This window comes from Citrobacter sp. CK180 (assembly GCF_030333655.1).
Classification (GTDB): Bacteria; Pseudomonadota; Gammaproteobacteria; order Enterobacterales; family Enterobacteriaceae; genus Citrobacter_B; species Citrobacter_B koseri.
In genome coordinates this window covers 57,323-81,364 of the sequence record NZ_JAOWFM010000033.1, presented here as the reverse complement: position 1 = coordinate 81,364, position 24,042 = coordinate 57,323, and the positions used below count along the sequence as shown (strand labels likewise).

Genomic DNA, 24,042 nt, shown 5'->3' with positions numbered 1-24,042 from the left:
CCAGATTAACATTCCGCTATCTCCGTCATACTCAGAGAGAAAGCGTATAAGATGTGGGTATCGTAATGACCAGGCAGGCACTTGTCAGCAGGAATCACTGCCTGTGCTGTAACTAAATCCCCTCTCGTGTTAATTTTGTGAATAAATATCATTGCTGGAGTTAACCAAATGGACGCACTCGAATTACTTGTAAACCGTCGTAGCGCCTCTCGTCTGGCCGAACCCGCGCCTGCGGGTGAACAGTTACAAAATATTCTGCGCGCGGGCATGCGCGTACCCGATCACAAATCCTTGCAACCCTGGCGTTTTTTTGTGATTGAAGGTGAGGGGCGTGAGCGCTTCAGCGCTGTTCTGGAGCAGGGCGCCATTGCGGCGGAAGGCGATGAGAAAGCGATAGAGAAAGCGCGCACCGCGCCATTTCGCGCGCCGCTGATCGTCACGGTGGTGGCGAAATGCGAGGAGAACCACAAAGTGCCGCTGTGGGAGCAGGAGATGTCAGCAGGATGTGCGGTTATGGCGATGCAGATGGCGGCGATTGCGCAAGGCTTCAACGGCATCTGGCGCAGCGGGGCGTTAACCGAAAGCCCGGTGGTTCGCGAGGCGTTCGACTGTCGCGCACAGGATAAAATTGTGGGCTTCCTCTATCTGGGCACGCCGCAGCTGAAAGCGTCAACGACCATCAGCGTACCGGACCCGACGCCTTTCGTGACGTATTTCTAAGCGTCATGGCCCCGGCAGGCGGCTTTTTCGGTGAGCGCCTGCCGATTATTCGGCAAAACTGTCTGGATTATGAGCAAAGACGCCGGAATTCAGACACTCTCTCTTACCACGTCATGGAATGAGCGCTACCATAGCCCGATTGCAATGACAGGAGATGTCCATGAGCGAGCACGCTATTCGTTTAACGCAATACAGCCACGGAGCCGGTTGCGGTTGTAAAATTTCCCCTAAAGTGTTGGAAACCATCCTGCACAGCGAGCAGGCGAAGTTTGTCGACCCGAACCTGCTTGTGGGCAATGAAACCCGCGATGACGCGGCGGTATACGACCTGGGTAATGGCACCAGCATCATCAGCACCACCGACTTCTTTATGCCGATTGTCGATAATCCGTTTGATTTTGGCCGTATTGCGGCGACCAACGCCATCAGCGATATCTTCGCGATGGGCGGCAAACCGATTATGGCGATCGCCATTCTGGGCTGGCCCATCAACAAACTGTCGCCGGAAATTGCCCGGGAAGTCACCGAAGGCGGGCGTTTTGCTTGTCGTCAGGCGGGTATTGCGCTGGCGGGCGGGCACTCTATCGACGCGCCTGAGCCCATTTTCGGTCTGGCTGTCACCGGCGTGGTGCCGACCGAGCGCGTGAAGAAAAACAGCACCGCGCAGGCCGGATGCAAACTGTTCCTCACCAAGCCGCTGGGCATTGGCGTGTTGACCACCGCCGAGAAAAAATCACTGCTCAAGCCGGAACATCAGGGGCTGGCGACAGAAGTGATGTGCCGGATGAACATTGCGGGGGCGTCGTTTGCCAATATCGACGGCGTGAAAGCGATGACCGACGTGACCGGTTTTGGTCTGCTGGGGCACCTTAGCGAAATGTGCCAGGGCGCAGGCGTGCAGGCGCGGATCTGCTATCAGGACATTCCAAAACTGCCGGGCGTCGAAGAGTACATTAAACTTGGCGCAGTGCCGGGGGGGACGGAACGTAATTTCGCCAGCTACGGCCATCTGATGGGCGACATGCCGCGCGAGGTGCGTGATCTGCTGTGCGATCCGCAAACGTCTGGCGGTCTGCTGCTGGCGGTGACGCCGGAAGCGGTAGAGGAAGTGAAAGTCACCGCGGCGGAGTTTGGTATTGAACTGACGGCGATTGGTGAACTGGTTGACGCCCGTGGCGGTCGCGCCATGGTAGAGATCCGTTAATTCGATGCGGTTGTTTATTGCCGAAAAGCCGAGTCTGGGCCGCGCCATTGCGGATGTGCTGCCAAAGCCGCACCGCAAAGGCGACGGCTTTATCGAATGCGGGAATGGACAGGTGGTGACCTGGTGCATCGGCCATCTGCTTGAACAGGCGCAGCCGGACGCGTATGACGGTCGTTATGCGCGCTGGAATCTGGCCGATCTGCCGATTGTGCCGGAAAAGTGGCAGCTCCAGCCGCGTCCTTCCGTGACGAAGCAGCTCAATGTCATTAAGCGCTTTTTACATGACGCAAGCGAAGTGATTCACGCGGGAGACCCGGATCGCGAAGGGCAACTGCTGGTGGACGAGGTGCTGGATTATCTGCAACTGTCCCCGGAAAAACGCCAGCAGGTGCAGCGTTGCCTGATCAACGATCTTAACCCGCAGGCGGTGGAGCGTGCGATTTCCCGGCTGCGCGCCAACAGCGAATTTGTGCCGCTGTGCGTTTCCGCGCTGGCGCGTGCGCGCGCCGACTGGCTGTACGGCATTAACATGACCCGCGCGTATACCCTTCTCGGGCGCAACGCGGGTTACCAGGGCGTGCTCTCGGTAGGGCGTGTTCAGACACCGGTTCTCGGGCTGGTGGTTCGCCGCGATGAAGAGATCGAGAACTTCGTCGCCAAAGATTTCTTTGAAGTGAAAGCGCATATCGTCACGCCAGCTGAGGAGCGGTTTACCGCCATCTGGCAACCCAGTGAAGCGTGCGAACCGTATCAGGATGAAGAGGGGCGTTTGCTGCATCGTCCGCTGGCGGAGCATGTGGTAAATCGTATTAACGGTCAGCCCGCGATCGTCACCAGCTATAACGATAAACGGGAATCAGAATCTGCCCCGCTGCCGTTTTCGCTGTCGGCGTTGCAGATTGAAGCGGCAAAACGCTTTGGCCTGAGCGCGCAGAACGTGCTTGATATCTGCCAGAAGTTGTACGAAACCCACAAATTAATTACCTATCCGCGTTCCGACTGCCGCTATCTGCCGGAAGAGCATTTTGCCGGACGCCATGCGGTGATGAATGCCATTGGCGTACATGCCGCGGATTTGTTGCCGCAGCCGGTGGTTGACCCGGACACGCGAAACCGCTGCTGGGATGATAAAAAAGTCGACGCTCACCACGCGATCATCCCGACTGCGCGCAGTTCATCAATTTCCCTCAGCGACAATGAAGCGAAGGTGTACAACCTGATCGCACGCCAGTACCTGATGCAATTCTGCCCGGACGCGGTATTTCGCAAATGCGTCATTGAACTGGAGATTGCGAAGGGGAAATTCGTCGCCAAAGCGCGTTTTCTGGCGGAGGCCGGATGGCGAACGCTGTTGGGCAATAAAGAGCGTGACGAAGAGAACGACGGTACGCCGTTACCGGTGGTGGCGAAAGACGACGAACTGCTGTGCGAAAAGGGCGAGGTCGTTGAGCGTCAGACCCAGCCGCCACGCCATTTTACCGATGCTACGCTGCTGTCCGCCATGACCGGGATTGCCCGTTTCGTGCAGGATAAAGATCTGAAAAAGATCCTGCGAGCGACTGACGGACTGGGAACCGAAGCGACGCGCGCGGGCATTATCGAACTGCTGTTCAGGCGCGGATTCCTGACCAAGAAAGGGCGTTACATTCATTCAACGGATGCCGGGAAAGCCCTGATTCACTCGTTACCGGAGATGGCTGCCCGACCGGATATGACGGCGCACTGGGAGTCTGTCCTGACGCAAATCAGTGAAAAGCAGTGCCGCTATCAGGATTTTATGCAGCCGCTGGTCGGCACGCTGTTTCAGTTGATCGATCAGGCTAAACGCACGCCGGTACGTCAGTTTCGGGGCATTGTCGCGCCAGGCGGTGGCGGCGAGAAGAAAAAGAGCGCGCCCCGTAAGCGAGCGGCGAAAAAAAGCCCGCCGTCAGAAGAGGCGAGCGTATAACGCACAGGCCGGATAAGGCACTTACGCCGCCATCTGGCAATGCCTGATGGCGCTGCGCTTATCAGGCCTACAACGCTTATCAGGCCTGCATGCCACGGAAAATTAAATCACACCCTGCGCCAGCATCGCGTCGGCCACTTTGACGAAGCCTGCGATGTTCGCCCCGCGAACATAGTTGGTATGTTTGTTTTCGCCGCCGTATTCCACGCAGGCATGATGAATATCCAGCATGATGTGGTGCAGACGCGCATCCACTTTCTCGGCTTTCCAGCTCATTCGCGCGGCGTTCTGCGCCATCTCCAGACCGGAGGTCGCCACGCCGCCTGCGTTGGCCGCTTTACCCGGCGCGAACAGCACGCCGGCTTCGAGGAACAGATCAGTGGCTTCAATGGTGGTTGGCATATTGGCGCCTTCCGCCACCGCTTTCACGCCGTTGGCGATCAGCACGCGCGCGGCGTCCACGTCGAGTTCGTTCTGCGTTGCGCACGGCAGGGCGATATCAACCGGCACTGACCACGGCTGTTTGCCTTCCATATAGGGCAGGCCAAACTCGCGGGCGTAGTCCGCCACGCGCCCGTCACGGCTGGCTTTGATTTCGCACAGGCGCGCCAGTTTTTCTTCGGTGAAGCCGCTCTCATCAACGACGGTGCCGCTGGAGTCCGAAGCCGTCACCACACGAGCGCCGAACGCCATTGCTTTCTCGATAGCGTACTGCGCCACGTTGCCGGAACCGGACACCGCCACACGCATACCCTCAAAACCCAGACCGTGGCGTTTGAGCATCGCTTCGGTAAAGTACACCAGGCCATAACCGGTGGCTTCCGGGCGAATCAGGCTACCGCCAAACGAGAGGCCTTTCCCGGTGAACACGCAGGCGCTGTTGTTGGAGAGCTTACGCATCATGCCGGCCATAAAGCCCACTTCACGTCCGCCCACGCCGATATCGCCAGCAGGTACGTCAGTGTCTGGCCCTAAATGGCGATAGAGCTCTGTCATCAGCGCCTGACAGAAACGCATCACTTCGCCTTCGCTCTTGCCTTTAGGATCGAAATCGCTGCCGCCTTTACCGCCGCCCATCGGCAGCGTGGTCAGCGCATTTTTAAACGTCTGCTCGAAGCCGAGGAATTTCAGGATCGAGAGGTTAACGGAAGGATGAAAACGCATCCCGCCCTTATACGGGCCGATGGCGGAATTAAACTGTACGCGCCAGGCACGGTTAACCTGCACCTGGTTACGATCGTCCACCCACACCACGCGGAACTGGATCACGCGTTCTGGCTCAACCAAACGTTCCAGCAATGACATCTGACGATAACGAGGATTTTGCTCAAGGAAAGGCCACAGCGTGGTCATTACTTCACGAACGGCCTGCGCGAACTCGGTCTGATTGGGGTCACGCTGTTGAACATGGTTTAGAAACGACTCCAGAGAACATGTCTGATCCATAGATATAAGAACCTCTTATGTATTGATATGGTTATATTTATAATGTTGTGTTTCGTGTTTATGCAGTTTTTGACTATACCACCAGCAGTGTGACGGTAAGCAAGAAAAAAAAATGGCGTGCCAGGGAAATTAATAACGGCGCGCGCGTCATAATAAAAAGCGATGGATGGAGTGGCTAAAGTTTCAGTCGCTTACGACCGTTATACTGAAGGTAGGCTTCATAACAAGGAAACGCTATGCATCGTTTATTTATCGCGGCAGCAGCGGCGATGGTCTCTTTTGCCGCGCTGGCGAATCAGCATTATCGCCCGGATGTGGAGGTTAACGTCCCGCCCGAAGTGTTCAGCTCCAGCGGGCAGCGTGCGCAGCCCTGCAATCAGTGCTGCGTCTACCAGGATCAAAACTATTCGGAAGGGGCGGTGATTAAAGCCGAAGGCGTGCTGCTGCAATGCCAGCGTGACGAAAAAACGCTCAGTACGAATCCGTTGGTCTGGCGTCGCGTAAAGCCATAAACGCCTCTAACAGCGGAATGTCCGCAGGCGCAAGCGGGTAACGCAGCGCCTCTTTTGGCGAACACCAGATCATGTTCTGGTGATAATGCGCGGTGACGGCGCCGGTAAACGCCGGGACGTGCCAGGCGTGCAGATGGATCAGCCGGCCAGAGACTTCGCGCTGATGGCTGGCGATATAGCGCCCGACAACCGCCTCAATACCCAACTCTTCACGCAGTTCGCGAATCAACGCCTGAGGCTGTGTCTCACTGGACTCCACTTTGCCTCCGGCAAACTCCCACATACCCGGCTGATCGGCGTGTTCCGGGCGTTGAGCTAGCAATATGTTGTCGTCACGCTCAATGATTGCGGCGACGACATCAATGGTTTTCATCATATTCATCAAGATTCAACAACGGAAAGTGACATACTATCCTTATCTTTGCGTGACCTAAAGTCTTCAGGAGCAAGCGTTGAACGATCCACAACCCTGGGTTAGCCCATTGACCCATATCCCTTCCAGTCTGAAACCTCTCGTCGCTACGCAGAAAAAACATTACGGCGACGTTCTGCACCCCACGCGCTGGTGGGGGCGAATGCCGTTTCTGTTCTGGCTGGTGGCGCTGTTTGTCGGGTTTCTGGAACGTAAGCGCGCGCGGGTAACGCCGGTGATGCGCGCGTTGTTGATGACGCGCGTTTCGCAGGTGTGCCATTGCGCCTTCTGTGTGGATGCCAACAGTTTACGTCTGGCCGAACGGTGTGGGGCGCTGGATAAAGTACAGGCCGTTGCCGGGTGGCAATCGTCCACGCTATTCAGCGAGGAGGAGCGTGTCGCACTGGCTTATGCCGAGGCCGTGACCGCCACGCCGCCGCAGGTTGATGAGGCGCTCAAGGCGATGATGAAACGCTATTTTACTGACGACGCGATTACCGAAATGACGGCGCTGATCGCCTTTCAGAACCTGTCGGCGCGTTTTAATGCCGCGCTGGATATTCCTTCGCAAGGGCTGTGTGACGCATTGAAAGGGGCGCCACATGTTTGATCGGCATCTGCACCCACGGGTTAAACCGCTCCTGCACCGCGGTGCTGCGTATCTCGATAAACCGGCGATCACCCCGGACGGCCTGACGCTGTTCGGATTTGCCATTGGTGTGCTGGCGCTGCCGTTTCTGGCGCTGGGCTGGTATCTGGCCGCGCTGGCGGCCATTGTGCTGAATCGCCTGTTCGACGGGCTGGATGGCGCGTTGGCGCGGCGCAGAGGGTTAACCGATGCGGGGGGATTTCTTGATATCACCCTCGACTTTCTGTTTTACGCACTGGTTCCGTTTGGCTTTATTCTGGCCGCACCGGAACAAAACGCGCTGGCAGGGGGCTGGCTGCTGTTTGCGTTTATCGGTACGGGCAGCAGTTTTCTGGCGTTTGCGGCGCTGGCGGCGAAGCATCAGATTGATAATCCGGGCTATGCGCACAAATCGTTTTACTATCTGGGCGGGTTGACCGAAGGCACCGAGACAATATTGCTTTTTGTCCTGAGCTGCCTGTTTCCGCGTTATTTTCCCGTTCTGGCGTGGGTATTTGGCGCGTTGTGCTGGATGACCACCCTGACAAGGGTCTGGAGTGGATACCTGACGCTGAAGGTTATCCGGCCTGGAAAAAGAGCCTCCCTGTAGGCCTGATAAGCGCAGCGCCATCAGGCATCAGTATGGCACGGCGCTTTCCCGTAGGCCTGATAAGCGCAGCGCCATCAGGCATCAGTATGGCACGGCGTTTTCCCGTAGGCCTGATAAGCGCAGCGCCATCAGGCGCATTACGACTACTTACTGCTGTCCGGGCCGCGCTCGCCGGTGGACACCGGATTTTTCGGATCGCTGCTCCATTCGTACCAACCGCCGTCATACACGGCGACGTTTTTCCAGCCCATCGCCCGCGCGTACATAAACGTTTCGGAGGCGCGCCAGCCGGTGCCGCAATAGAAGGCAACGTGCTGATCCGGCAGAATATCCCACTGCTTCCACATGGCGGCGATATCCTCTGCGCTGCGCATGGTGCCGTCCGGGTTATGGAAATCCTCCATATGCGTGGAGTCGCTGCCCGCATGTCCCCAGCGCGCGCCGGCAATTTCGCCTTTTGGCTTGATATAGCTGTATCCGCTGGTGGTGCCGATAAATTCCGGCCAGGAACGGATACTGACCAGCGATGCGTCCTGACGGTGCAGCAGGGCGCGGGCCTGTTCCATATCCAGCATTAACTGCGGCTGCGCCGGGATCGCCACGCCAAAGTCGGGTTCCGGCTTCACGTCAGCCGGCATGCCGCGTTCAACCGGCAGACCCGCATCGGACCAGGTTTGCCAACCGCCGTCGAGCAGACGAACGTCCTTCACGCCCGCATAGAGCATAATCTGCGCAACGCGCGCCGCAGCGTACACGTCGCGGCCATACAGAATAACCGTCGTGTCATGGCGAATACCGTGTTTCGCCAGCATCGCTTTCAACTGCGCGTCAGAGACTTTATTCCACAGCGGTTCGCTTTCCACCTCATTGGTGTCGATGTATCCGGCGCCGGGAATGTGGCTGAGCAGATAATATTTCGGCGCGCCCCAGCCTGCTTCAATCACCTTCCAGTCTCCCGCCGGTTTAGCCGTAACCGGCTGGTTTTGTTGAAGGGCATGCAACCACTGTGGGTATGCTAATTGCTCGAAGTGAGGGAGCTTTTGCAGTCGGGAAGGATCGGTCAGTGCATCGCTCAGCGTAGCAATCTGGCTGAAGCCTGCCTTCTGTAAACGTGATTTCACAGCCTGTACGCCACTGTCATTGCCATACAGCGCCAGCGGGGCGTCTTTCCTGAGCTGATGCAGTTGCAGCCAGGCGGCGAGCTGCTCGTCGCTCATTTTATCGAGCCAGGAGGCTGACAGATTCAGTGCGGAAGGTTCGTGACCGGAAGAGCCATTAAGGGTTTGCGGCCAGCCGTTGTAAAAAGCGCTCTGGCGCGTATCAATTGCGGCGCCCTGTTTTTGCTGTAGCTGGCTGAAGGTAAGCGACTGCGCCATATCAGCAGCCCAGGAGGAAGCGCAGGCGAGTCCTGAAGCCAGTGCCAGCGCGGTCATTTGAGAAACACGTTTCATCGAATAGCCCGACGTTAAAATAAGAGGGCGCCATTCTCTGCTGGCTGGCAGGGAAAAACTTTGCGTTAACGCAGTTTGTCGGCATATTCACGCCCACGCCTCCATCTGGAGCACCGTGCCGCCGGGAGGAACATCCTGGATATCGTGCGTCACCTGTACCACCGGAATATTTTGTTGCCGTACTTCGGCAAAGACCCACCGGCGGAAGGCGTCGCGGCGCCCGGCGTCCAGTCGGCTGAACGGCTCATCCAGCAGTAATGCCTGCGGTTGCGCCAGTAACGCGCGAAGCAGGGCCACCCTGGCGCGCTGGCCGCCGGACAATGACGCCGGATCGCGGTGGCTGAACCCGTCCAGCCCGGCGCGCTCAAGAGCATGTCGCACTTCCGTTTGTCTGGCCGCCCCTTTTATCGCGGCAGGCAGCGCCAGCAGTAAGTTCTGTCCGACGCTGAAATGGTCAAACAGCAGGGCATCCTGAAACAAAATACCGATTTGACGTTGCGCGGTGGGGAGCGTATCGATGCGTCGTTCGTTGAGCCAAAGCTCGCCGGAGGCCTGAAACTGAGACGGCAGTGCGCCGACCATCCACGAAAACAGCGAAGACTTTCCGCTACCGGAAGGCCCCATCAACGTGACAATGTCACCTTTTTTGACCTGAAAGGCGACCTGATTCAATAAGCGGTGATTGCCCTGGCGCAGCGTGAGATGTTGAACGATGAGCATTAGCGGAGTCCTTGACGATAGTGGCCAATGACGCGTGAACATAGCGCCGTCAGCGCGAAAACCAGCAGGGGTAACAGCAGTTGCCATAGCGCCTGCGACGCAAGAATTGTGGTACTGCCGCCGCTGCTGAGCGCCACGGCTTCTGTGGTGAGCGTAGGATAGCGTCCGGCGCCCAGCCAGAGTGTCGGCATATATTGGGCGATGCTGACGGAAAAGCCGACCGCGAAGGCAAACAATGCGGGGCGCAGTAAAAGTGGGCACTTGATGCGCCAGAAGATACGAGCCCGCGTCCAGCCCAGCGTTTGCGCGATCAGCACCAGCCGTGGGTCAATGCGCTGCCAGGCGGGTTTGAGGACGAATAACATCCACGGGATAACCCACAGCAGGTGCCCCCAGATAACGGTAGCGTACTGGCCGTCTTGCCCGGCGAGCAGCGCCAGAGTGTATTGCCCGGCGACCAACGGCAGCGCAGGCAGCAATATTGGCAGCCAGACCCAGCGGTGCCCGGTTTGCGGCCCCCATTCCAGCCATAAGAACAGCGTCATCAACCCCAGCACGGCGGACGCCAGCCCCATTTGCAGGCTGTTCACCAGCGCTTCGCGGTTCACCGACGCGGGTTCAGCCATACAAGCCAGCAGCGCCACGCATAGTATGCCGCTTAACGGCAGCGTTAGCGCCAACGTTTTTCCGCTTCTGCCTGATAAGCGCTGGCGGCGAAGACCGTTGATGGCAGGAAGGGTACGTTGCCATCCCCGCCAGATGAGATAGCCGAACAGAGCAAAAAGCATAAGCAACGCCACGAGCAGTAAACTGGCGAGCGCGCCTTTGGCCTGTTGGTCGGCGTCGCCCTGGCTCAGCCATTGCCAGCTTAACACTGCCAGCGTAGGTGGATTGCCCGGCCCCAGAATCATCGCGACATCCACTGCCGATAATGACCAGGCGACAATCGCCAGCATCACCGCGCCTAATCCTGGCGCAACGGCGGGTAACAGCAGCCAGCTCAGGCATTGCAGACGGCTGTAGCCCAGGGTATCCAGCACGATGACCTGCTGCGAAAGCTGTTTTTCACTTAATAATGCCGACAGGACCCAGAGCAGAAAGGCGCTCTCTTTGACGGCCAGCGTGAGCCCAAGCCCGATGCCATAGCGATCCATCTGTGGTGTGAGCGAGGGGAAAAGGCGATAAAGCATCCCGCCTTCGGCAAAAAGCAGCAGGGCGCTGGCGGCAAAGGCCACATGGGGAATGGCCAGTAGCCAGGGGAGGCGGGCGCAAAGACGCGCCCATTTTGCGCCAGGCCACAACGCGACGACGATCGTCAGCGCAATAGCCAGCGCGCCGGTTGCCGCCAGGGTGACGGAGACCAGCGTTGCCCGCAGCGCCTGCGGAAGCTGCGGATCGCTAAACAGCGCCAGCCAGTGCGTAGCGGAGAGCGCGGGCGTGATAAGCGTGAATGCGGCAGGAACCAGCGGCAGCCAGATGACCGCCATCACGCCCCAGACCAGCAGGGTTACTGTGTACCGTAGCGGCGTAGCCATGCCTGTTCCAGCGCGTTCACCCATGCGGAATGCGGTTCCGCCAGCGTAGGCGGCAACCCGTCAGGAATGCGCGACCGTAACGCTTCCCGCTGCCCGGCGGGCAGCTTATGCGGGTCAAGCACGGAAGGATCGCCCCAGAACGCTGGATCGGCTTTGCGCAACTGCGCGTCGGGGGAGAGCAGGAAATTGGCAACCACCTTTGCGGCAGCGCTGGCGCGGGCGTTCGCCGGGATCGTGACAAAATGCACGTTGCCAATCATGCCTTGTGAAAAACCGAAACTGTAGCTGGTTTTGGGCAGTTCGCCGCTGGCGATCTTTTGCTGCGCATGAGCGGGATTAAACGTCAGAGACAGGCGCAGCGAACCGGCTTGCAGCAGCGCGTCCATCCGGGCGGGAGAGGGAGGGAAGTCTTTTCCCTTCCGCCACAGGCTGGGATGCAGCGCATCGAGGTATGCCCATAGCGGCGCGGTGACGGAATCGAACGTCGCGTCATCCGGCGCGATCTTGAGCGCATCCGGTTGAGGGGTTAACGCCAGTAACAGCTGTTCCAGAAACGCCGTCCCGGTAAAATCCGGCGGCCGTGGGTAGGTGACAGTACCGGGATGGGCTTTCGCAAAAGCGAGTAGCGCCTGCGGGCTTTGCGGCGGCTGTGGCGTAATATCCCGGTTAGCAATGAAGGTTAACTGCGCGCCGCCCCAGGGTGACTCCGCCCCTTGCGTCGGCATGGAAAAATCCTCGCGTACCGGTTTGCGCGTATCGACATAGCGCCAGTTTGGCAGCGTTTCCGCCCAGTGGGTTTGCAGCAGTCCGGCTTCTTTCAGCGTGCGGAAGTTCTCGCCATTTACCCACAGCAGATCGACGGAACCATCGGTTTTACGCCCGGCGGCGGACTCTGTCTGAATGCGTTTCACGGCATCGGTGGCATCCGCAAGCCGGACAATCCTGAGGTTAATGGCGTAATGCGTTTTCATCTCGCCGCTGACCCAGTCGAGATACTGATTAACGGCATTGTCGCCGCCCCAGGCGTTAAACCAGACGGTCTGACCTTTGGCTTCATCTTTCACCGCCTGCCAGTTTTCGACGGCTTGCACATGGCCCGTCAACAGCAGACCCGCCAGTAATAGAGTACGACGCATGATCGCTCCTGAAATTAGGATCGTAAAAAACGCTTAACCAGCCAACGGGAGGCCAGTGGTAACAGCCCCAGCAGGGCAAAGGCCGCCAGCATACCGGGGGAAATGATGTCGCGTATTGATGTCAACTGGCTGAGCTGGCGTCCGGCGTTGAGATAAATCACCGTTGCCGGAAACATGCCCGCCTGACTGATCCACCAGTATTGACGTACGCGGATTGACGTCAACCCGGCGAGTAAATTAACGAGAACAAAGGGGAACAGCGGCATTACGCGTAGCGCAAACAGATAAAAGGCGCCGTCGCGTGCCATACCATGATTTACGGTTTGCATCTGGCGTGCGAACCGGCGGGAGATCCACTCCCGCAACAGGTAGCGGCTGGCCAGCATGGCGAGCGTAGCGCCGAGGGTTGACGCGAAGGAGACCAGCAGCGTTCCTTGCCAGAGTCCGAATAGCGCGCCGCCGAGCAGCGTCAGCAGCGCAGCGCCGGGAATCGATAAGGCCGCCACCAGCGTATAGACCAGAAAATAGAGACCGGCGCTCAGGAATGGCGACTGTTGCTGCCAGGCCGCCAGCATCGTGTGATAGCGTTTCAGGGTATCAAGGGAGAGAAAACCGGGGGGCAAAGCCCACACCACCCCGGCGATACAGATGATTAAAAAACCTGAGAGCAGTCGTTTTTTCGCGTTCACCTGCGTTTATCAGACCCGGAATTTTGCCCAGACGGGCGCATGGTCGGACGGTTTTTCCATGCTGCGGATTTCATAGTCAATGCCGGTTTCAACGCAGTGTTCGGCCAGCGGATTGCTCGCCAGCAGCAGGTCGATGCGCAGCCCCCGGTTGTCGTCGAAACCTTTTGAGCGGTAATCAAACCATGAAAATTTATCGACCGTTTCCGGGTGCGCGTGACGGAAGGTATCCACCAGCCCCCAGTTAATCAGGCGATCCATCCACTCGCGCTCTTCCGGCAGGAAGGAGCACTTACCGGTACGCAGCCAGCGTTTGCGGTTCTCTTCGCCAATGCCGATATCCAGATCGGTTGGGCTGATATTCATATCCCCCATGATCAGCACCGGATTGTCGCGTTTCAGTTCGTTGTCCAGGTAGTTTTGCAGGTTCTGATAAAACTGCGCTTTTGCCGGAAATTTCAGCGGGTGGTCACGGCTTTCGCCCTGCGGGAAATAGCCGTTAATGACGGTGATACTGCCCAGCGGTGACGGGATCTCCGCCATGATGATACGGCGCTGCGCCTCTTCGCCGTCGTCGGGAAAACCACGGCGCACAGAAACAGGCGTCTCTTTGGTCAGTAGCGCGACGCCGTAATGGCCTTTCTGTCCGTGATAGAAGACGTTATAGCCGAGCTTTGCTACCTCTTCGAGAGGAAACATATCGTCGTGAACTTTTGTCTCCTGCAAGCCGATCACGTCAGGCTGGTGCTTGTCGACAATGGCTGACAGTTGATGAGGACGGGCGCGCAGGCCGTTGATATTAAAAGAGACAAATTTCATAGTCGCTGCCACTTTGCAAGGTGAATAGTGCAAGGATGGTAGCAGAAATTAGACGGGCTGACTGCCACTTGTCGCGGGAATCAAACGATAACTGCCAATGGTCTTAACGATGGAGCAAAAACTGCACTGTTTCAGGGCGGAGTGCGTCATAACGATGCAATAATTTCCGATAAATTTCGTCTACGATCACAATTCCAGAATTATATTTGGCGACTGAATAATATTTCGATTTTTCCTCTTATTTGTTCTTTTCTTCGCAAATATATTCACTTTTCATGCAGCAATAGTGAATACCGGCGGGTTGTAACCCGTTGATTTTTCGTTTCCAAAACCGGTTTATGCATTTTTTCCTCTGGCTGGCACGAACAGTGCAATCTACATTTACAGCGCAAACACTCATTTTATTAACATATAAATAACTTTTTATTTACCGGAAGAGGTCGCTATGTCTCTGTCAATTACGCGTGAAAATTTTGATGAATGGATGATGCCGGTCTATGCCCCGGCACCTTTTATTCCTGTTCGTGGAGAAGGCTCACGCCTGTGGGATCAGCAGGGGAAAGAGTATATCGACTTCGCCGGGGGAATTGCGGTGAATGCGCTTGGCCATGCGCACCCGGCTTTACGCGAGGCGTTGAATGAGCAGGCGAGCAAATTCTGGCATACCGGAAATGGCTACACCAACGAGCCGGTGCTGCGACTGGCGAAGATGCTGATTGACGCCACCTTTGCTGAACGCGTCTTCTTCTGTAACTCCGGCGCGGAGGCCAACGAAGCGGCGCTGAAACTGGCGCGTAAGTATGCGCACGATCATTTTGGCACGCATAAAAGCGGGATTGTGGCATTCAAAAATGCCTTTCATGGCCGCACACTGTTTACCGTCAGCGCAGGCGGGCAGCCTGCGTATTCACAGGATTTCGCTCCGCTGCCGCCGGATATCCGCCATGCCGTGTATAACGATCTCAACGCGGCCAGCGAACTGATTGATGACTCGACATGCGCGGTGATCGTGGAACCCATGCAGGGCGAAGGGGGAGTGCTCCCGGCCACGAAAGCATTCTTACAGGGGCTGCGCGAATTGTGCGACCGACACAATGCCTTGCTGATTTTTGATGAAGTACAGACGGGGGTTGGGCGTACCGGCGAGCTGTATGCCTACATGCATTATGGCGTCACCCCCGATCTGCTTACCACTGCGAAAGCGCTGGGCGGCGGTTTCCCCATCGGGGCTCTGTTGGCCACTGAAAAATGCGCCAGCGTGATGACGGTAGGCACTCACGGAACCACCTACGGCGGCAACCCGCTGGCTTCTGCGGTGGCGGGAAAGCTGCTGGAGATCGTCAATACGCCGGAAATGCTGAACGGCGTTAAGCAACGCCATGACTGGTTTGTCGAACGCTTGAACGCCATAAATGAACGCTTCGGATTGTTCAGTGAAATTCGTGGACTGGGGCTGCTTATTGGCTGCGTTCTGGAGGCTGAGTTTGCCGGAAAAGCTAAACTTATTTCACAGGAAGCCGCAAAAGCCGGAGTGATGGTGTTGATTGCGGGCGCTAACGTGGTGCGTTTCGCACCTGCGTTAAACGTCAGCAAAGAGGAAGTGGCAACCGGGCTGGATCGCTTTGCGCTGGCCTGTGAACGCATCAAAGCAGGAGGTTCGTCATGATGGTGATCCGCCCCGTCGAACGACGTGATGTCAGTGCGTTGATGCAGCTTGCCAGTAAAACCGGCGGCGGCCTGACCTCTCTGCCAGCAGATGAAGCAACGCTGACGTCGCGTATTGAGCGCGCGCTAAAAACGTGGCGTGGCGAACTGCCGAAAAGCGAACAGGGTTACGTGTTTGTGCTGGAGGACAGCGATACGGGAAGCGTTGCGGGAATTTGTGCGATTGAGGTGGCCGTGGGGTTGAACGATCCCTGGTACAACTATCGCGTTGGCACGCTGGTGCATGCTTCTAAAGAACTGAATGTCTATAACGCGCTGCCGACGCTGTTTCTCAGTAACGATCATACCGGGAGCAGCGAACTGTGCACGCTGTTCCTCGATCCCGACTGGCGTAAAGAGGGCAACGGCTATTTGCTCTCTAAATCACGCTTTATGTTTATGGCGGCGTTTCGCGACAAATTTAATGAAAAGGTTGTGGCGGAAATGCGCGGCGTGATCGACGAACACGGCTACTCGCCGTTCTGGGAAAGCCTGGGAGAACGCTTTTTTTCTATGGAATTCAGCCGGGCAGACTATTTATGCGGCACCGGGCAGAAGGCGTTTATTGCTGAGCTGATGCCGAAGCACCCTATTTACACCCATTTCTTATCGGAAGAAGCGCAGGCGGTGATTGGCGAAGTACATCCGCAAACGGCGCCGGCCAGAACGGTACTGGAGAAAGAAGGTTTCCGCTACCGCAACTATATCGACATTTTCGACGGCGGCCCGACGCTGGAGTGCGACATTGATCGGGTTCGGGCAATCCGTAAAAGCCGCCTGCTGGACGTGGTGGAAGGCCAGCCCGCAGCGGGCGAGTTTCCGGCGTGTCTGGTCGCCAATGAAAATTATCATCACTTTCGCGCCATGCTGATTCGTACCGACCCGGATACGCAACGTCTGGTGCTGACTGCGGCGCAACTTGATGCGCTCAAATGCCACGCGGGAGATCGCGTTCGTCTGGTACGTCTTTGCGCCGAGGAGAAAACCGCATGACTTTATGGATAAATGGCGACTGGGTAACTGGTCAGGGGGAGCGCCGGGTCAAAACGAATCCGGTGAATGGCGAAGTGCTCTGGCAGGGCAGCGACGCGGATGCGATACAGGTCGCTGAGGCAGGGCGTGCGGCGCGTGCAGCGTTTCCGGCCTGGGCCAGGCTGCCTTTCGCCGCGCGGCAGGCCATCGTGGAAAAATTTGCCGCCTTGCTGGAGGTTCATAAAGCGGAGTTGACGGCAATTATTGCGCGAGAAACCGGGAAGCCTCGCTGGGAAGCGGCGACGGAAGTGACGGCGATGATCAATAAAATCGCTATCTCGGTGAAGGCATACCATGCCCGGACGGGAGAACAACAAAGCGAATTGCCGGACGGGGCGGCGACATTGCGCCATCGTCCGCATGGCGTGCTGGCGGTGTTTGGCCCGTACAATTTCCCCGGCCATTTACCCAACGGCCATATCGTTCCGGCGCTGCTGGCCGGAAATACCCTGATTTTTAAACCGAGCGAGCTAACGCCGTGGACTGGCGAAGCGGTGATGAAACTGTGGCAACAGGCGGGGTTGCCGCCTGGCGTACTCAACCTGGTGCAAGGAGGGCGCGAAACGGGACAGGCGCTCAGCGCGCTGGACGCGCTTGACGGCCTGCTCTTTACCGGCAGCGCGAATACGGGGTATCAGTTGCACCGTCAGTTATCCGGGCAACCGGAAAAAATCCTGGCGCTGGAAATGGGAGGGAATAACCCGCTCATCATTGAGAATCCAGAGGACATTGATGCGGCGGTACACCTCACGATTCAGTCGGCGTTTGTCACCGCCGGACAGCGCTGCACCTGCGCCCGCCGTTTGCTGGTGAAACGTGGGGAACAGGGCGACGCGTTTCTGGCGCGCCTGCTGGAGGTGAGTCAGCGTTTAACGCCGGGTGAGTGGGATGATGAACCGCAGCCGTTTATCGGCGGGCTGATTTCCGAACCGGCTGCGCGTCATGTGTATGAGGCCTGGCAGCGTCTTGAGGCGATGGGCGGGCGAACGCTGCTGGCCCCACGTATACTGAAAGCGGGAACGTCCTTGTTGACGCCGGGCATTATCGAAATGACCGGCGTGAAACAGGTCCCGGATGACGAGGTGTTTGGCCCGTTACTGAGCGTCTGGCGCTATGAGCGCTTTGATGAAGCCATTCGTATGGCGAATAACACCCGCTTCGGTTTGTCGTGCGGGCTGGTGTCTCCCGATCGTAAGCAGTTCGACCAGCTACTGCTGGAGGCGCGTGCGGGTATTGTTAACTGGAACAAACCGCTGACCGGAGCGGCCAGCACGGCGCCGTTTGGCGGCGTTGGCGCGTCGGGGAACCATCGCCCCAGCGCCTGGTATGCGGCAGATTATTGCGCCTGGCCGATAGCGAGCCTGGAATCGCCGACGCTTGTACTGCCCGATTCGCTCAGTCCGGGGCTGGACTTCTCTCGCGAGGAACCGGTATGAAAGCGCATGAAGTGAATTTTGACGGCCTGGTGGGGTTAACCCACCACTATGCCGGGCTGTCATTTGGTAATGAGGCGTCGATACAGCACCGCTTTCAGGTGTCGAATCCCCGCCTGGCGGCGAAGCAGGGCTTACTCAAGATGAAAGCGCTGGCGGATGCGGGGTTCCCTCAGGCGGTCATCCCCCCGCACGAGCGGCCGTTTATTCCCGTGCTTCGTCAGCTAGGTTTTAGCGGGCAGGACGAGCAGGTGCTGGAGAAAGTGGCGCGCCAGGCGCCTCACTGGCTCTCCAGCGTCAGCTCCGCCTCGCCGATGTGGGTGGCGAATGCGGCGACGGTATGTCCTTCAGCGGACGCGCTTGACGGCAAAGTGCATCTGACGGTGGCGAACCTGAACAACAAATTTCACCGCGCGCTGGAGGCGCCGACCACGGCGTCTTTGTTGCGGGCCATCTTCCGCGACGCGCAGTTTTTCGCAGTGCATGACGCGCTGCCGCAGGTGGCGCTGCTGGGGGATGAAGGCGCTGCCAACCATAACCGGCTCGGCGGTGATTATGGCGCACCGGGCATTCAGCTGTTTGTCTATGGGCGTGAAGAGGGCGTCGACACGCGTCCGGTGCGCTATCCGGCGCGGCAAACCCGCGAGGCCAGTGAAGCGGTGGCGCGTCTTAACCAGGTGAATCCGCATCAGGTTATCTTTGCCCGGCAGAATCCAGACGTTATCGATCTCGGCGTGTTCCACAATGATGTGATTGCGGTGTCGAACCGCCAGGTGCTGTTCTGCCATGAACAGGCATTCGCAAAGCAGGGCGAGCTGATGCGCCAGCTCCGGTCGCGCGTGGCGGGATTTATGCCGCTTGAGGTGCCTGCCCGGGAGGTTTCTGTGCAGGATGCCGTCGCCACGTACCTGTTTAATAGTCAGCTTTTAAGCCGCGATGACGGCTCGATGGCGCTGGTTCTGCCGCAGGAGTGCCGGGAACATGCCGGTGTGTGGCGGTATCTGAACGCGTTGCTGGCGGCTGATAACCCCATCAGCGATCTGCGCGTGTTCGACCTGCGCGAAAGTATGGCGAACGGCGGCGGCCCGGCCTGTTTACGCTTGCGCGTGGTATTGACCGAGGATGAGCTGCGGGCGGTGAATCCGGCGGTGATGATGAACGATACCCTGTTCAGCACGCTCAATGACTGGGTGGATCGTTATTATCGCGACCGCCTCACCGCCGCCGATCTGGCCGATCCGCAATTGCTGCGTGAAGGGCGGGAGGCGCTTGATATGCTGACGCAACTGCTTAACCTGGGGTCGGTGTATCCCTTCCAGCAGGAGGGCGCAGGGAATGGATAACTTTCTGGCGCAGACGCTGGCAGGAATATCCCCCGATATTACGCAAGGGGAAACGGAGAGCTTTCACTGGCGCTGGCAGATGCCTGGTGTGCTTGAACTTACGCCTGCCGTTGAGGTTGACCGCGCTCTGGTGCTCTCTGCGGGCATCCACGGCAATGAAACGGCGCCTGTGGAAATGCTGGACGCACTCCTTTCGGCGCTGTTTGAAGGGAAAATCCCCCTGCGCTGGCGATTGCTGGTGATTTTGGGGAATCCTCCGGCGCTGGCCGAGGGGGTACGCTATTGCCATAGCGATATGAACCGTATGTTCGGCGGGCGCTGGCAGATGTTCGAGGAGAGCGGGGAAACGCTGCGCGCCCGCGAGCTGGAACAACTGCTGGAGGATTTTTATTCCCGCCGCAAAACGCGGATACGCTGGCATCTCGATCTGCATACTGCGATTCGCGGCTCCCGCCACGTTCGGTTTGGCGTCTTGCCGCAACGGCCGATCCCCTGGGATGAACACTTTTTGTCATGGCTGGGGGCGGCAGGGCTGGAGGCGCTGGTTTTTCATCAAACGCCGGGCGGCACCTTTACGCATTTTAGCTGTGAGCATTTTGGCGCGTTGTCCTGCACGCTGGAACTGGGCAAAGCGCTGCCGTTTGGGCACAACGATCTGACGCAATTTACCCCTACCGCGCAGGCGCTGGCGACGTTGCTGGTGGGAGAAAAGCCGATGGAAGGGGGAACGAGGCCAGTTCGCTATCGCGTGGTGGCGCAAATTACACGCCGCAGCGATGCGTTTGTTCTCTATATGGATAACCAGACGCTGAATTTCACGCCGTTCAAAGAAGGAACGCTACTGGCGCAGGATGGCGATGAACGGGTGATCGCTACCCATGATGTTGAATATGTTCTCTTTCCTAACCCTAATGTGGCCTGTGGCTTACGCGCTGGCCTGATGCTGGAAAAGCTCGCGTAATTATTTTCTCCCTCAGGCGAACGTCTGAGGGTCTTATTTTTGTGTGCTATCGCGATTTATTACGGATTAATCCTGGTAAACTGCTTTATTAATAGTCATCGGTCAGGTATAGTTCTTCATATTTCCTGCAAAATCATCCGCTTGCAATAAAATATTGCAACTCTCCTCGATTTATTCTTTTTTTCTTCATAATTGACGAAAAATTGTTTTTTACACTTTCATTGTTTTACCGTTGCTCTGACTAATTGACGATTAAGGCGGTAAAGTTTACCTCGTCAACACGGCGCTACGCCGAAAGAATAACTGAAAGGAAGGACATAGATTATGCGTAAATTAACTGCACTGTTTGTTGCCTCTACCCTGGCGCTGGGCGCTGCGAACCTGGCTCACGCGGCTGATACCACTACCGCTGCTCCGGCAGATGCGAAGCCGATGATGCACCACAAAGGAAAATTCGGTCCGCATCATGACATGATGTTCAAAGATTTGAACCTGACCGACGCGCAGAAACAGCAAATCCGCGACATCATGAAAGGTCAGCGTGACCAGATGAAACGTCCGCCGCTGGAAGAGCGCCGCGCAATGCACGATATCATCGCCAGCGACAGCTTCGATAAGGCGAAAGCTGAAGCGCAGATTGCGAAGATGGAAGAACAGCGCAAAGCCAATATGCTGGCGCACATGGAAACGCAGAATAAGATCTACAACATTCTGACGCCGGAACAGAAAAAACAGTTTAATGCCAATTTTGAGAAGCGTCTGACAGAACGTCCGGCGCCGGAAGGTAAAATGCCAACACCACCTGCTGAGTAATCCCTCAGCGTTACGCTAACGCATTCAAGACCGCCGGTCCTGTTCACAACATCTCTTCTCGATGTGGACAGGATCGGCGGTTTTTCTTTTCTTCTCGTTAAGGTAAATCTTCACTGCTGCCGATAACAACAATGTGCCATATTATGGCGCTGCGTCCTTCTCGGGAGTGATAATGGAATACTTTGATATCCGTAAAATGCCGGTAAACCTCTGGCGCAATGGTGCGGGCGAAACGCGCGAGATTTGTTGTTTTCCTCCGGCGACGCGGGATTTTCACTGGCGCGCCAGTATTGCGTCTATCGCCGGGAACGGGGAGTTTTCCCTTTTTCCTGGGGTTGAGCGCGTTATTACGTTACTGGAAGGCGGAGAGGTGATGCTGGAAGGCGTGAATGCGTTTACCCATACCCTCAAGCGACATCAGCCGTTCACGTTTGCAGGCGATAGCGTCGTGAAAGCCACGCTGTCGGAAGGGCAAATGTCGATGGATCTCAATATCATGACCCGACGCGATCGCTGTAAGGCGAAGGTCAGGGTTGCCGATCGCACGTTTACGACCTTCGGTTCGCGCGGTGGCGTTGTGTTTGTTATTAGCGGCGCCTGGCAACTGGGAGACAAGCTCCTGACCGCCGATCAGGGCGCCTGCTGGCATGACGGGAAACACACGTTACGGTTGTTGAAGCCAGAAGGACAGCTGTTGTTTAGCGAGATTACGTGGTTGCCGGGTTATACGCCGGACACCGTCCAGTAAGTGTAACAGGACAGCGCCCGATGGCGCTTCGCTTATCGGGCCTACGGGCGTTATGCAGTGATGTAGGCCGGATAAGGCGGTACGTCGCCATCCGGCGATTATGATCTCTTCCAGAAATCGTCAAACACCGTAATGGGTGTGCGACGCTTGTGTTCCGTTCGGATATACCAACCTTCGATGATTTTCGCGATGCTGGCATCCAGCGTTTTCCCTTCCAGATAATCATCAATGTTGTCATAGGTGACGCCAAGCGCCGCTTCGTCCGGCAGAGAAGGGCGATCGTCTTCGAGATCCGCCGTTGGCGCTTTCTTATATAAATGTTCCGGGCAACCCAACGCGGCGAGCAGCTGTTTTCCCTGGCGCTTGTTCAGACGGAAAAGCGGGTTAATATCGGTACCGCCATCGCCATATTTAGTGAAGAAACCCGTCACCGCTTCGGCGGCATGATCGGTGCCGACCACCACACCGTTGGTCATTCCGGCGATACTGTACTGCGCCTTCATGCGTTCGCGGGCTTTTTCGTTGCCGCGAACAAAATCGCTTAACTCAATGCCTGCTTCACGCAATGCCTGCTCGCTGGCCAGAACGGCGCCTTTAATATTGACGGTCAGGACTCTGTCCGGCTGAATAAACGCGATCGCATCCTGACAATCCTGCTCGTCGGCCTGCACGCCGAATGGCAGACGCACGGCAATAAATTGCAGGGCGTCGTTCCCTGTCTCTTCACGCAGTTCAGTAATTGCGGTCTGGCACAATTTGCCCGTCAGCGTCGAATCCTGCCCTCCGCTGATACCCAGTACCAGGGATTTCAGGAAGGGATATGTTTTCAGGTACGCTTTCAGGAAATCTACGCTGCGGCGAATTTCCTCTTCTGCATTAATGTGCGGTTTTGCGCCAAGCGCCCGGATTATCTCTTGCTGTAGCGTCATTTAACCCCTCCGAAGATTTTCAGAATAAATATACTGCGTTAAAGCTAACGCTTTGCTCTCTAAACGACAAGACTCCACGGCCTGAGTGGCGCAATTTACGGCATTAAAACGACATCGTTTTGTTTAATTGGAATTTTCTGAAAGATTTGTTGCATCGATTGTGGGCTTGAAAAAAGCCCTGATGTATTCCAGGCTTATATAACACGCTGATAAACAAGAGGACGGAAAATGAACAAGAATATAGCAGGAATTCTGAGTGCAGCGGCGGTAATGACTATGCTGGCAGGGTGTACGGCGTACGATCGTACAAAAGACCAATTTGTCCAGCCTGTAGTAAAAGATGTGAAAAAAGGGATGAGCCGGTCGCAGGTTGAGCAGATTGCCGGTAAGCCTTCATCTGAAGTGAGCATGATTCATGCGCGCGGTACTTGCCAGACCTACATCCTGGGTCAACGTGATGGTAAAGCTGAAACCTATTTTGTCGCGCTGGATGACACTGGTCATGTGATTAACTCCGGCTACCAGAGCTGTGCAGAGTATGACACCGATCCGCAGGCTCCGAAGCAGTAACAACTGTATATTGCCTGAGCATATGTATGAACCGGCCTGTGTGCCGGTTTTTTTGTTCCTGGGATAATCTTATTTATTGTCGCGAAATATTTGCCTGAAATGTGAGAGGGGTCATAACACCAGGTCAATGAGAGACAATTTTGTTAGTCAAAGAAATACCATCCGCCAGTTCGATCCCGTATACTCATTTCAGCCACCTAAAAAAGTAAATTCGGTTACGCAAGTTGTCCAGTGCATGGATGCAGGTTAAGGCTTGCGGAATGGCTGGCTAACAGATAATCGCATATGAGGATCGTTTTTATGGAAAAGAAACACATTTATCTGTTTTGTTCTGCGGGCATGTCGACTTCTTTACTGGTATCGAAGATGCGCGCTCAGGCTGAGAAATATGAAGTGCCGGTTATTATTGAAGCATTTCCTGAGACGCTGGCAGGAGAAAAAGGTCTTTCAGCGGATGTCGTGTTATTAGGCCCACAAATTGCTTATATGTTACCCGAAATTCAGCGTTTGTTACCCAATAAACCTGTGGAAGTGATTGACTCGCTGCTGTACGGCAAAGTCGATGGTTTAGGCGTGCTTAAGGCTGCTGTCGCAGCAATTAAAAAAGCCGCCGCAAATTAATTTTTTGTTTTAATTTTTCCCGTCAAAGAGTTATTTCATAAACATTCACCGCAATATTTTA

At 56.5% G+C, this 24,042-nt stretch carries 24 protein-coding genes; 15 read left to right on the top strand and 9 right to left on the bottom strand.

From position 1 onward, the window contains the following. The first annotated feature begins 168 nt into the window (after positions 1 to 168). The 3 genes from OGV50_RS04490 (at position 169) to topB (ending at position 3,872) form a co-directional block, all read left to right on the top strand. Positions 169 to 720 carry an NAD(P)H nitroreductase gene (locus OGV50_RS04490; RefSeq protein WP_200092537.1) on the top strand — a complete coding sequence of 184 codons (552 nt, stop codon included), beginning with the start codon at positions 169 to 171 and terminating at the stop codon, positions 718 to 720. A gap of 160 nt (positions 721 to 880) precedes the next feature. Continuing rightward, on the top strand, positions 881 to 1,924 hold the full coding sequence (gene selD, locus OGV50_RS04485; RefSeq protein ID WP_200075381.1) for a selenide, water dikinase SelD: 1,044 nt from the start codon (positions 881 to 883) through the stop codon (positions 1,922 to 1,924). 4 nt (positions 1,925 to 1,928) lie between these two features. Next, positions 1,929 to 3,872, top strand: a complete 1,944-nt coding sequence (gene topB, locus OGV50_RS04480; protein ID WP_012132656.1) for a DNA topoisomerase III — start codon at positions 1,929 to 1,931, stop codon at positions 3,870 to 3,872. 102 nt (positions 3,873 to 3,974) lie between these two features. Here the strand turns inward: topB and gdhA are convergent, their stop codons facing one another. Then, positions 3,975 to 5,318, bottom strand: coding sequence for an NADP-specific glutamate dehydrogenase (gdhA, locus tag OGV50_RS04475; protein WP_012132655.1), 1,344 nt, complete (start codon positions 5,316 to 5,318; stop codon positions 3,975 to 3,977). Positions 5,319 to 5,587: 269 nt separating this feature from the next. On the opposite strand from gdhA, the gene OGV50_RS04470 reads away from it, so the two are divergent. Further along, positions 5,588 to 5,830 (top strand): YnjH family protein, encoded by a 243-nt coding sequence (locus OGV50_RS04470; protein WP_172773950.1) that lies wholly within the window; start codon positions 5,588 to 5,590, stop codon positions 5,828 to 5,830. Here OGV50_RS04470 and OGV50_RS04465 read toward each other — a convergent pair. Next, positions 5,790 to 6,203 (bottom strand): pyrimidine (deoxy)nucleoside triphosphate diphosphatase, encoded by a 414-nt coding sequence (locus OGV50_RS04465; protein ID WP_114848583.1) that lies wholly within the window; start codon positions 6,201 to 6,203, stop codon positions 5,790 to 5,792. The two genes, OGV50_RS04470 and OGV50_RS04465, sit on opposite strands and share 41 nt — an antisense overlap. Before the next feature lie 79 nt (positions 6,204 to 6,282). On the opposite strand from OGV50_RS04465, the gene OGV50_RS04460 reads away from it, so the two are divergent. Then, positions 6,283 to 6,852 (top strand): carboxymuconolactone decarboxylase family protein, encoded by a 570-nt coding sequence (locus OGV50_RS04460; RefSeq protein ID WP_047457415.1) that lies wholly within the window; start codon positions 6,283 to 6,285, stop codon positions 6,850 to 6,852. Further along, positions 6,845 to 7,480, top strand: coding sequence for a CDP-alcohol phosphatidyltransferase family protein (locus OGV50_RS04455; protein ID WP_104868741.1), 636 nt, complete (start codon positions 6,845 to 6,847; stop codon positions 7,478 to 7,480). The genes OGV50_RS04460 and OGV50_RS04455 overlap by 8 nt, the downstream gene beginning before the upstream one ends. A gap of 143 nt (positions 7,481 to 7,623) precedes the next feature. On the opposite strand, the gene OGV50_RS04450 is transcribed toward OGV50_RS04455, so the two are convergent. From OGV50_RS04450 to xthA, 6 genes are all read right to left on the bottom strand, one after another. Next, positions 7,624 to 8,931: a rhodanese-like domain-containing protein gene (locus OGV50_RS04450; RefSeq protein WP_200073760.1), complete on the bottom strand. Its 1,308-nt coding sequence runs from the start codon at positions 8,929 to 8,931 to the stop codon at positions 7,624 to 7,626. 87 nt (positions 8,932 to 9,018) lie between these two features. Further along, on the bottom strand, positions 9,019 to 9,651 hold the full coding sequence (locus OGV50_RS04445; RefSeq protein WP_110494321.1) for an ATP-binding cassette domain-containing protein: 633 nt from the start codon (positions 9,649 to 9,651) through the stop codon (positions 9,019 to 9,021). After that, positions 9,651 to 11,186 carry an ABC transporter permease family protein gene (locus OGV50_RS04440; RefSeq protein ID WP_200092541.1) on the bottom strand — a complete coding sequence of 512 codons (1,536 nt, stop codon included), beginning with the start codon at positions 11,184 to 11,186 and terminating at the stop codon, positions 9,651 to 9,653. The genes OGV50_RS04445 and OGV50_RS04440 overlap by 1 nt, the downstream gene beginning before the upstream one ends. After that, positions 11,159 to 12,322 (bottom strand): ABC transporter substrate-binding protein, encoded by a 1,164-nt coding sequence (locus tag OGV50_RS04435; RefSeq protein ID WP_286488361.1) that lies wholly within the window; start codon positions 12,320 to 12,322, stop codon positions 11,159 to 11,161. The genes OGV50_RS04440 and OGV50_RS04435 overlap by 28 nt, the downstream gene beginning before the upstream one ends. A gap of 14 nt (positions 12,323 to 12,336) precedes the next feature. Then, positions 12,337 to 13,011, bottom strand: coding sequence for a TVP38/TMEM64 family protein (locus OGV50_RS04430; protein WP_012132644.1), 675 nt, complete (start codon positions 13,009 to 13,011; stop codon positions 12,337 to 12,339). Between the two features lie 9 nt (positions 13,012 to 13,020). Next, on the bottom strand, positions 13,021 to 13,827 hold the full coding sequence (gene xthA, locus OGV50_RS04425) for an exodeoxyribonuclease III (protein WP_012132643.1): 807 nt from the start codon (positions 13,825 to 13,827) through the stop codon (positions 13,021 to 13,023). A 445-nt stretch (positions 13,828 to 14,272) separates the two neighbouring features. Between xthA and astC the strand changes: the two genes are divergently transcribed. From astC to ves, 7 genes are all read left to right on the top strand, one after another. Beyond that, positions 14,273 to 15,493, top strand: coding sequence for a succinylornithine/acetylornithine transaminase (gene astC, locus OGV50_RS04420; RefSeq protein WP_115614846.1), 1,221 nt, complete (start codon positions 14,273 to 14,275; stop codon positions 15,491 to 15,493). Then, positions 15,490 to 16,524 (top strand): arginine N-succinyltransferase, encoded by a 1,035-nt coding sequence (astA, locus tag OGV50_RS04415; RefSeq protein WP_112002376.1) that lies wholly within the window; start codon positions 15,490 to 15,492, stop codon positions 16,522 to 16,524. Before astC ends, astA begins: the two co-directional genes overlap by 4 nt. Further along, positions 16,521 to 17,999, top strand: coding sequence for a succinylglutamate-semialdehyde dehydrogenase (gene astD / locus OGV50_RS04410; protein ID WP_286488360.1), 1,479 nt, complete (start codon positions 16,521 to 16,523; stop codon positions 17,997 to 17,999). The genes astA and astD overlap by 4 nt, the downstream gene beginning before the upstream one ends. After that, on the top strand, positions 17,996 to 19,339 hold the full coding sequence (gene astB / locus OGV50_RS04405; RefSeq protein ID WP_200092550.1) for an N-succinylarginine dihydrolase: 1,344 nt from the start codon (positions 17,996 to 17,998) through the stop codon (positions 19,337 to 19,339). Before astD ends, astB begins: the two co-directional genes overlap by 4 nt. Beyond that, on the top strand, positions 19,332 to 20,300 hold the full coding sequence (astE, locus tag OGV50_RS04400; RefSeq protein WP_200092553.1) for a succinylglutamate desuccinylase: 969 nt from the start codon (positions 19,332 to 19,334) through the stop codon (positions 20,298 to 20,300). Before astB ends, astE begins: the two co-directional genes overlap by 8 nt. 324 nt (positions 20,301 to 20,624) lie before the next feature. Continuing rightward, positions 20,625 to 21,113, top strand: a complete 489-nt coding sequence (gene spy, locus OGV50_RS04395) for an ATP-independent periplasmic protein-refolding chaperone Spy (protein WP_047457387.1) — start codon at positions 20,625 to 20,627, stop codon at positions 21,111 to 21,113. Between the two features lie 172 nt (positions 21,114 to 21,285). Further along, positions 21,286 to 21,861 carry an environmental stress-induced protein Ves gene (ves, locus tag OGV50_RS04390; RefSeq protein WP_012132633.1) on the top strand — a complete coding sequence of 192 codons (576 nt, stop codon included), beginning with the start codon at positions 21,286 to 21,288 and terminating at the stop codon, positions 21,859 to 21,861. Between the two features lie 98 nt (positions 21,862 to 21,959). On the opposite strand, the gene nadE is transcribed toward ves, so the two are convergent. Beyond that, positions 21,960 to 22,790 carry an NAD(+) synthase gene (gene nadE, locus OGV50_RS04385; protein WP_012132631.1) on the bottom strand — a complete coding sequence of 277 codons (831 nt, stop codon included), beginning with the start codon at positions 22,788 to 22,790 and terminating at the stop codon, positions 21,960 to 21,962. Positions 22,791 to 23,018: 228 nt separating this feature from the next. Between nadE and osmE the strand changes: the two genes are divergently transcribed. Together osmE and chbB are read left to right on the top strand one after the other, a co-directional pair. Continuing rightward, positions 23,019 to 23,360, top strand: coding sequence for an osmotically-inducible lipoprotein OsmE (gene osmE / locus OGV50_RS04380; protein ID WP_012132630.1), 342 nt, complete (start codon positions 23,019 to 23,021; stop codon positions 23,358 to 23,360). A gap of 300 nt (positions 23,361 to 23,660) precedes the next feature. Beyond that, on the top strand, positions 23,661 to 23,981 hold the full coding sequence (gene chbB / locus OGV50_RS04375) for a PTS N,N'-diacetylchitobiose transporter subunit IIB (RefSeq protein WP_024130389.1): 321 nt from the start codon (positions 23,661 to 23,663) through the stop codon (positions 23,979 to 23,981). The last annotated feature ends 61 nt before the right edge of the window (positions 23,982 to 24,042 follow it).

Excerpts from the sequence above, each read along its gene's own strand:
- osmE (WP_012132630.1), top strand. The coding sequence starts at position 23,019 with ATGAACAAGAATATAGCAGGAATTCTGAGTGCAGCGGCGGTAATGACT.
- OGV50_RS04455 (WP_104868741.1), top strand. The coding sequence starts at position 6,845 with ATGTTTGATCGGCATCTGCACCCACGGGTTAAACCGCTCCTGCACCGC.
- selD (WP_200075381.1), top strand. The coding sequence starts at position 881 with ATGAGCGAGCACGCTATTCGTTTAACGCAATACAGCCACGGAGCCGGT.
- chbB (WP_024130389.1), top strand. The coding sequence starts at position 23,661 with ATGGAAAAGAAACACATTTATCTGTTTTGTTCTGCGGGCATGTCGACT.
- spy (WP_047457387.1), top strand. The coding sequence starts at position 20,625 with ATGCGTAAATTAACTGCACTGTTTGTTGCCTCTACCCTGGCGCTGGGC.
- astA (WP_112002376.1), top strand. The coding sequence starts at position 15,490 with ATGATGGTGATCCGCCCCGTCGAACGACGTGATGTCAGTGCGTTGATG.
- OGV50_RS04470 (WP_172773950.1), top strand. The coding sequence starts at position 5,588 with ATGGTCTCTTTTGCCGCGCTGGCGAATCAGCATTATCGCCCGGATGTG.
- topB (WP_012132656.1), top strand. The coding sequence starts at position 1,929 with ATGCGGTTGTTTATTGCCGAAAAGCCGAGTCTGGGCCGCGCCATTGCG.
- OGV50_RS04450 (WP_200073760.1), bottom strand. The coding sequence starts at position 8,931 with ATGAAACGTGTTTCTCAAATGACCGCGCTGGCACTGGCTTCAGGACTC.
- OGV50_RS04465 (WP_114848583.1), bottom strand. The coding sequence starts at position 6,203 with ATGAAAACCATTGATGTCGTCGCCGCAATCATTGAGCGTGACGACAAC.
- nadE (WP_012132631.1), bottom strand. The coding sequence starts at position 22,790 with ATGACGCTACAGCAAGAGATAATCCGGGCGCTTGGCGCAAAACCGCAC.
- OGV50_RS04435 (WP_286488361.1), bottom strand. The coding sequence starts at position 12,322 with ATGCGTCGTACTCTATTACTGGCGGGTCTGCTGTTGACGGGCCATGTG.
- xthA (WP_012132643.1), bottom strand. The coding sequence starts at position 13,827 with ATGAAATTTGTCTCTTTTAATATCAACGGCCTGCGCGCCCGTCCTCAT.
- gdhA (WP_012132655.1), bottom strand. The coding sequence starts at position 5,318 with ATGGATCAGACATGTTCTCTGGAGTCGTTTCTAAACCATGTTCAACAG.
- astE (WP_200092553.1), top strand. The coding sequence starts at position 19,332 with ATGGATAACTTTCTGGCGCAGACGCTGGCAGGAATATCCCCCGATATT.
- ves (WP_012132633.1), top strand. The coding sequence starts at position 21,286 with ATGGAATACTTTGATATCCGTAAAATGCCGGTAAACCTCTGGCGCAAT.
- OGV50_RS04445 (WP_110494321.1), bottom strand. The coding sequence starts at position 9,651 with ATGCTCATCGTTCAACATCTCACGCTGCGCCAGGGCAATCACCGCTTA.
- OGV50_RS04440 (WP_200092541.1), bottom strand. The coding sequence starts at position 11,186 with ATGGCTACGCCGCTACGGTACACAGTAACCCTGCTGGTCTGGGGCGTG.
- astC (WP_115614846.1), top strand. The coding sequence starts at position 14,273 with ATGTCTCTGTCAATTACGCGTGAAAATTTTGATGAATGGATGATGCCG.
- astB (WP_200092550.1), top strand. The coding sequence starts at position 17,996 with ATGAAAGCGCATGAAGTGAATTTTGACGGCCTGGTGGGGTTAACCCAC.
- astD (WP_286488360.1), top strand. The coding sequence starts at position 16,521 with ATGACTTTATGGATAAATGGCGACTGGGTAACTGGTCAGGGGGAGCGC.
- OGV50_RS04490 (WP_200092537.1), top strand. The coding sequence starts at position 169 with ATGGACGCACTCGAATTACTTGTAAACCGTCGTAGCGCCTCTCGTCTG.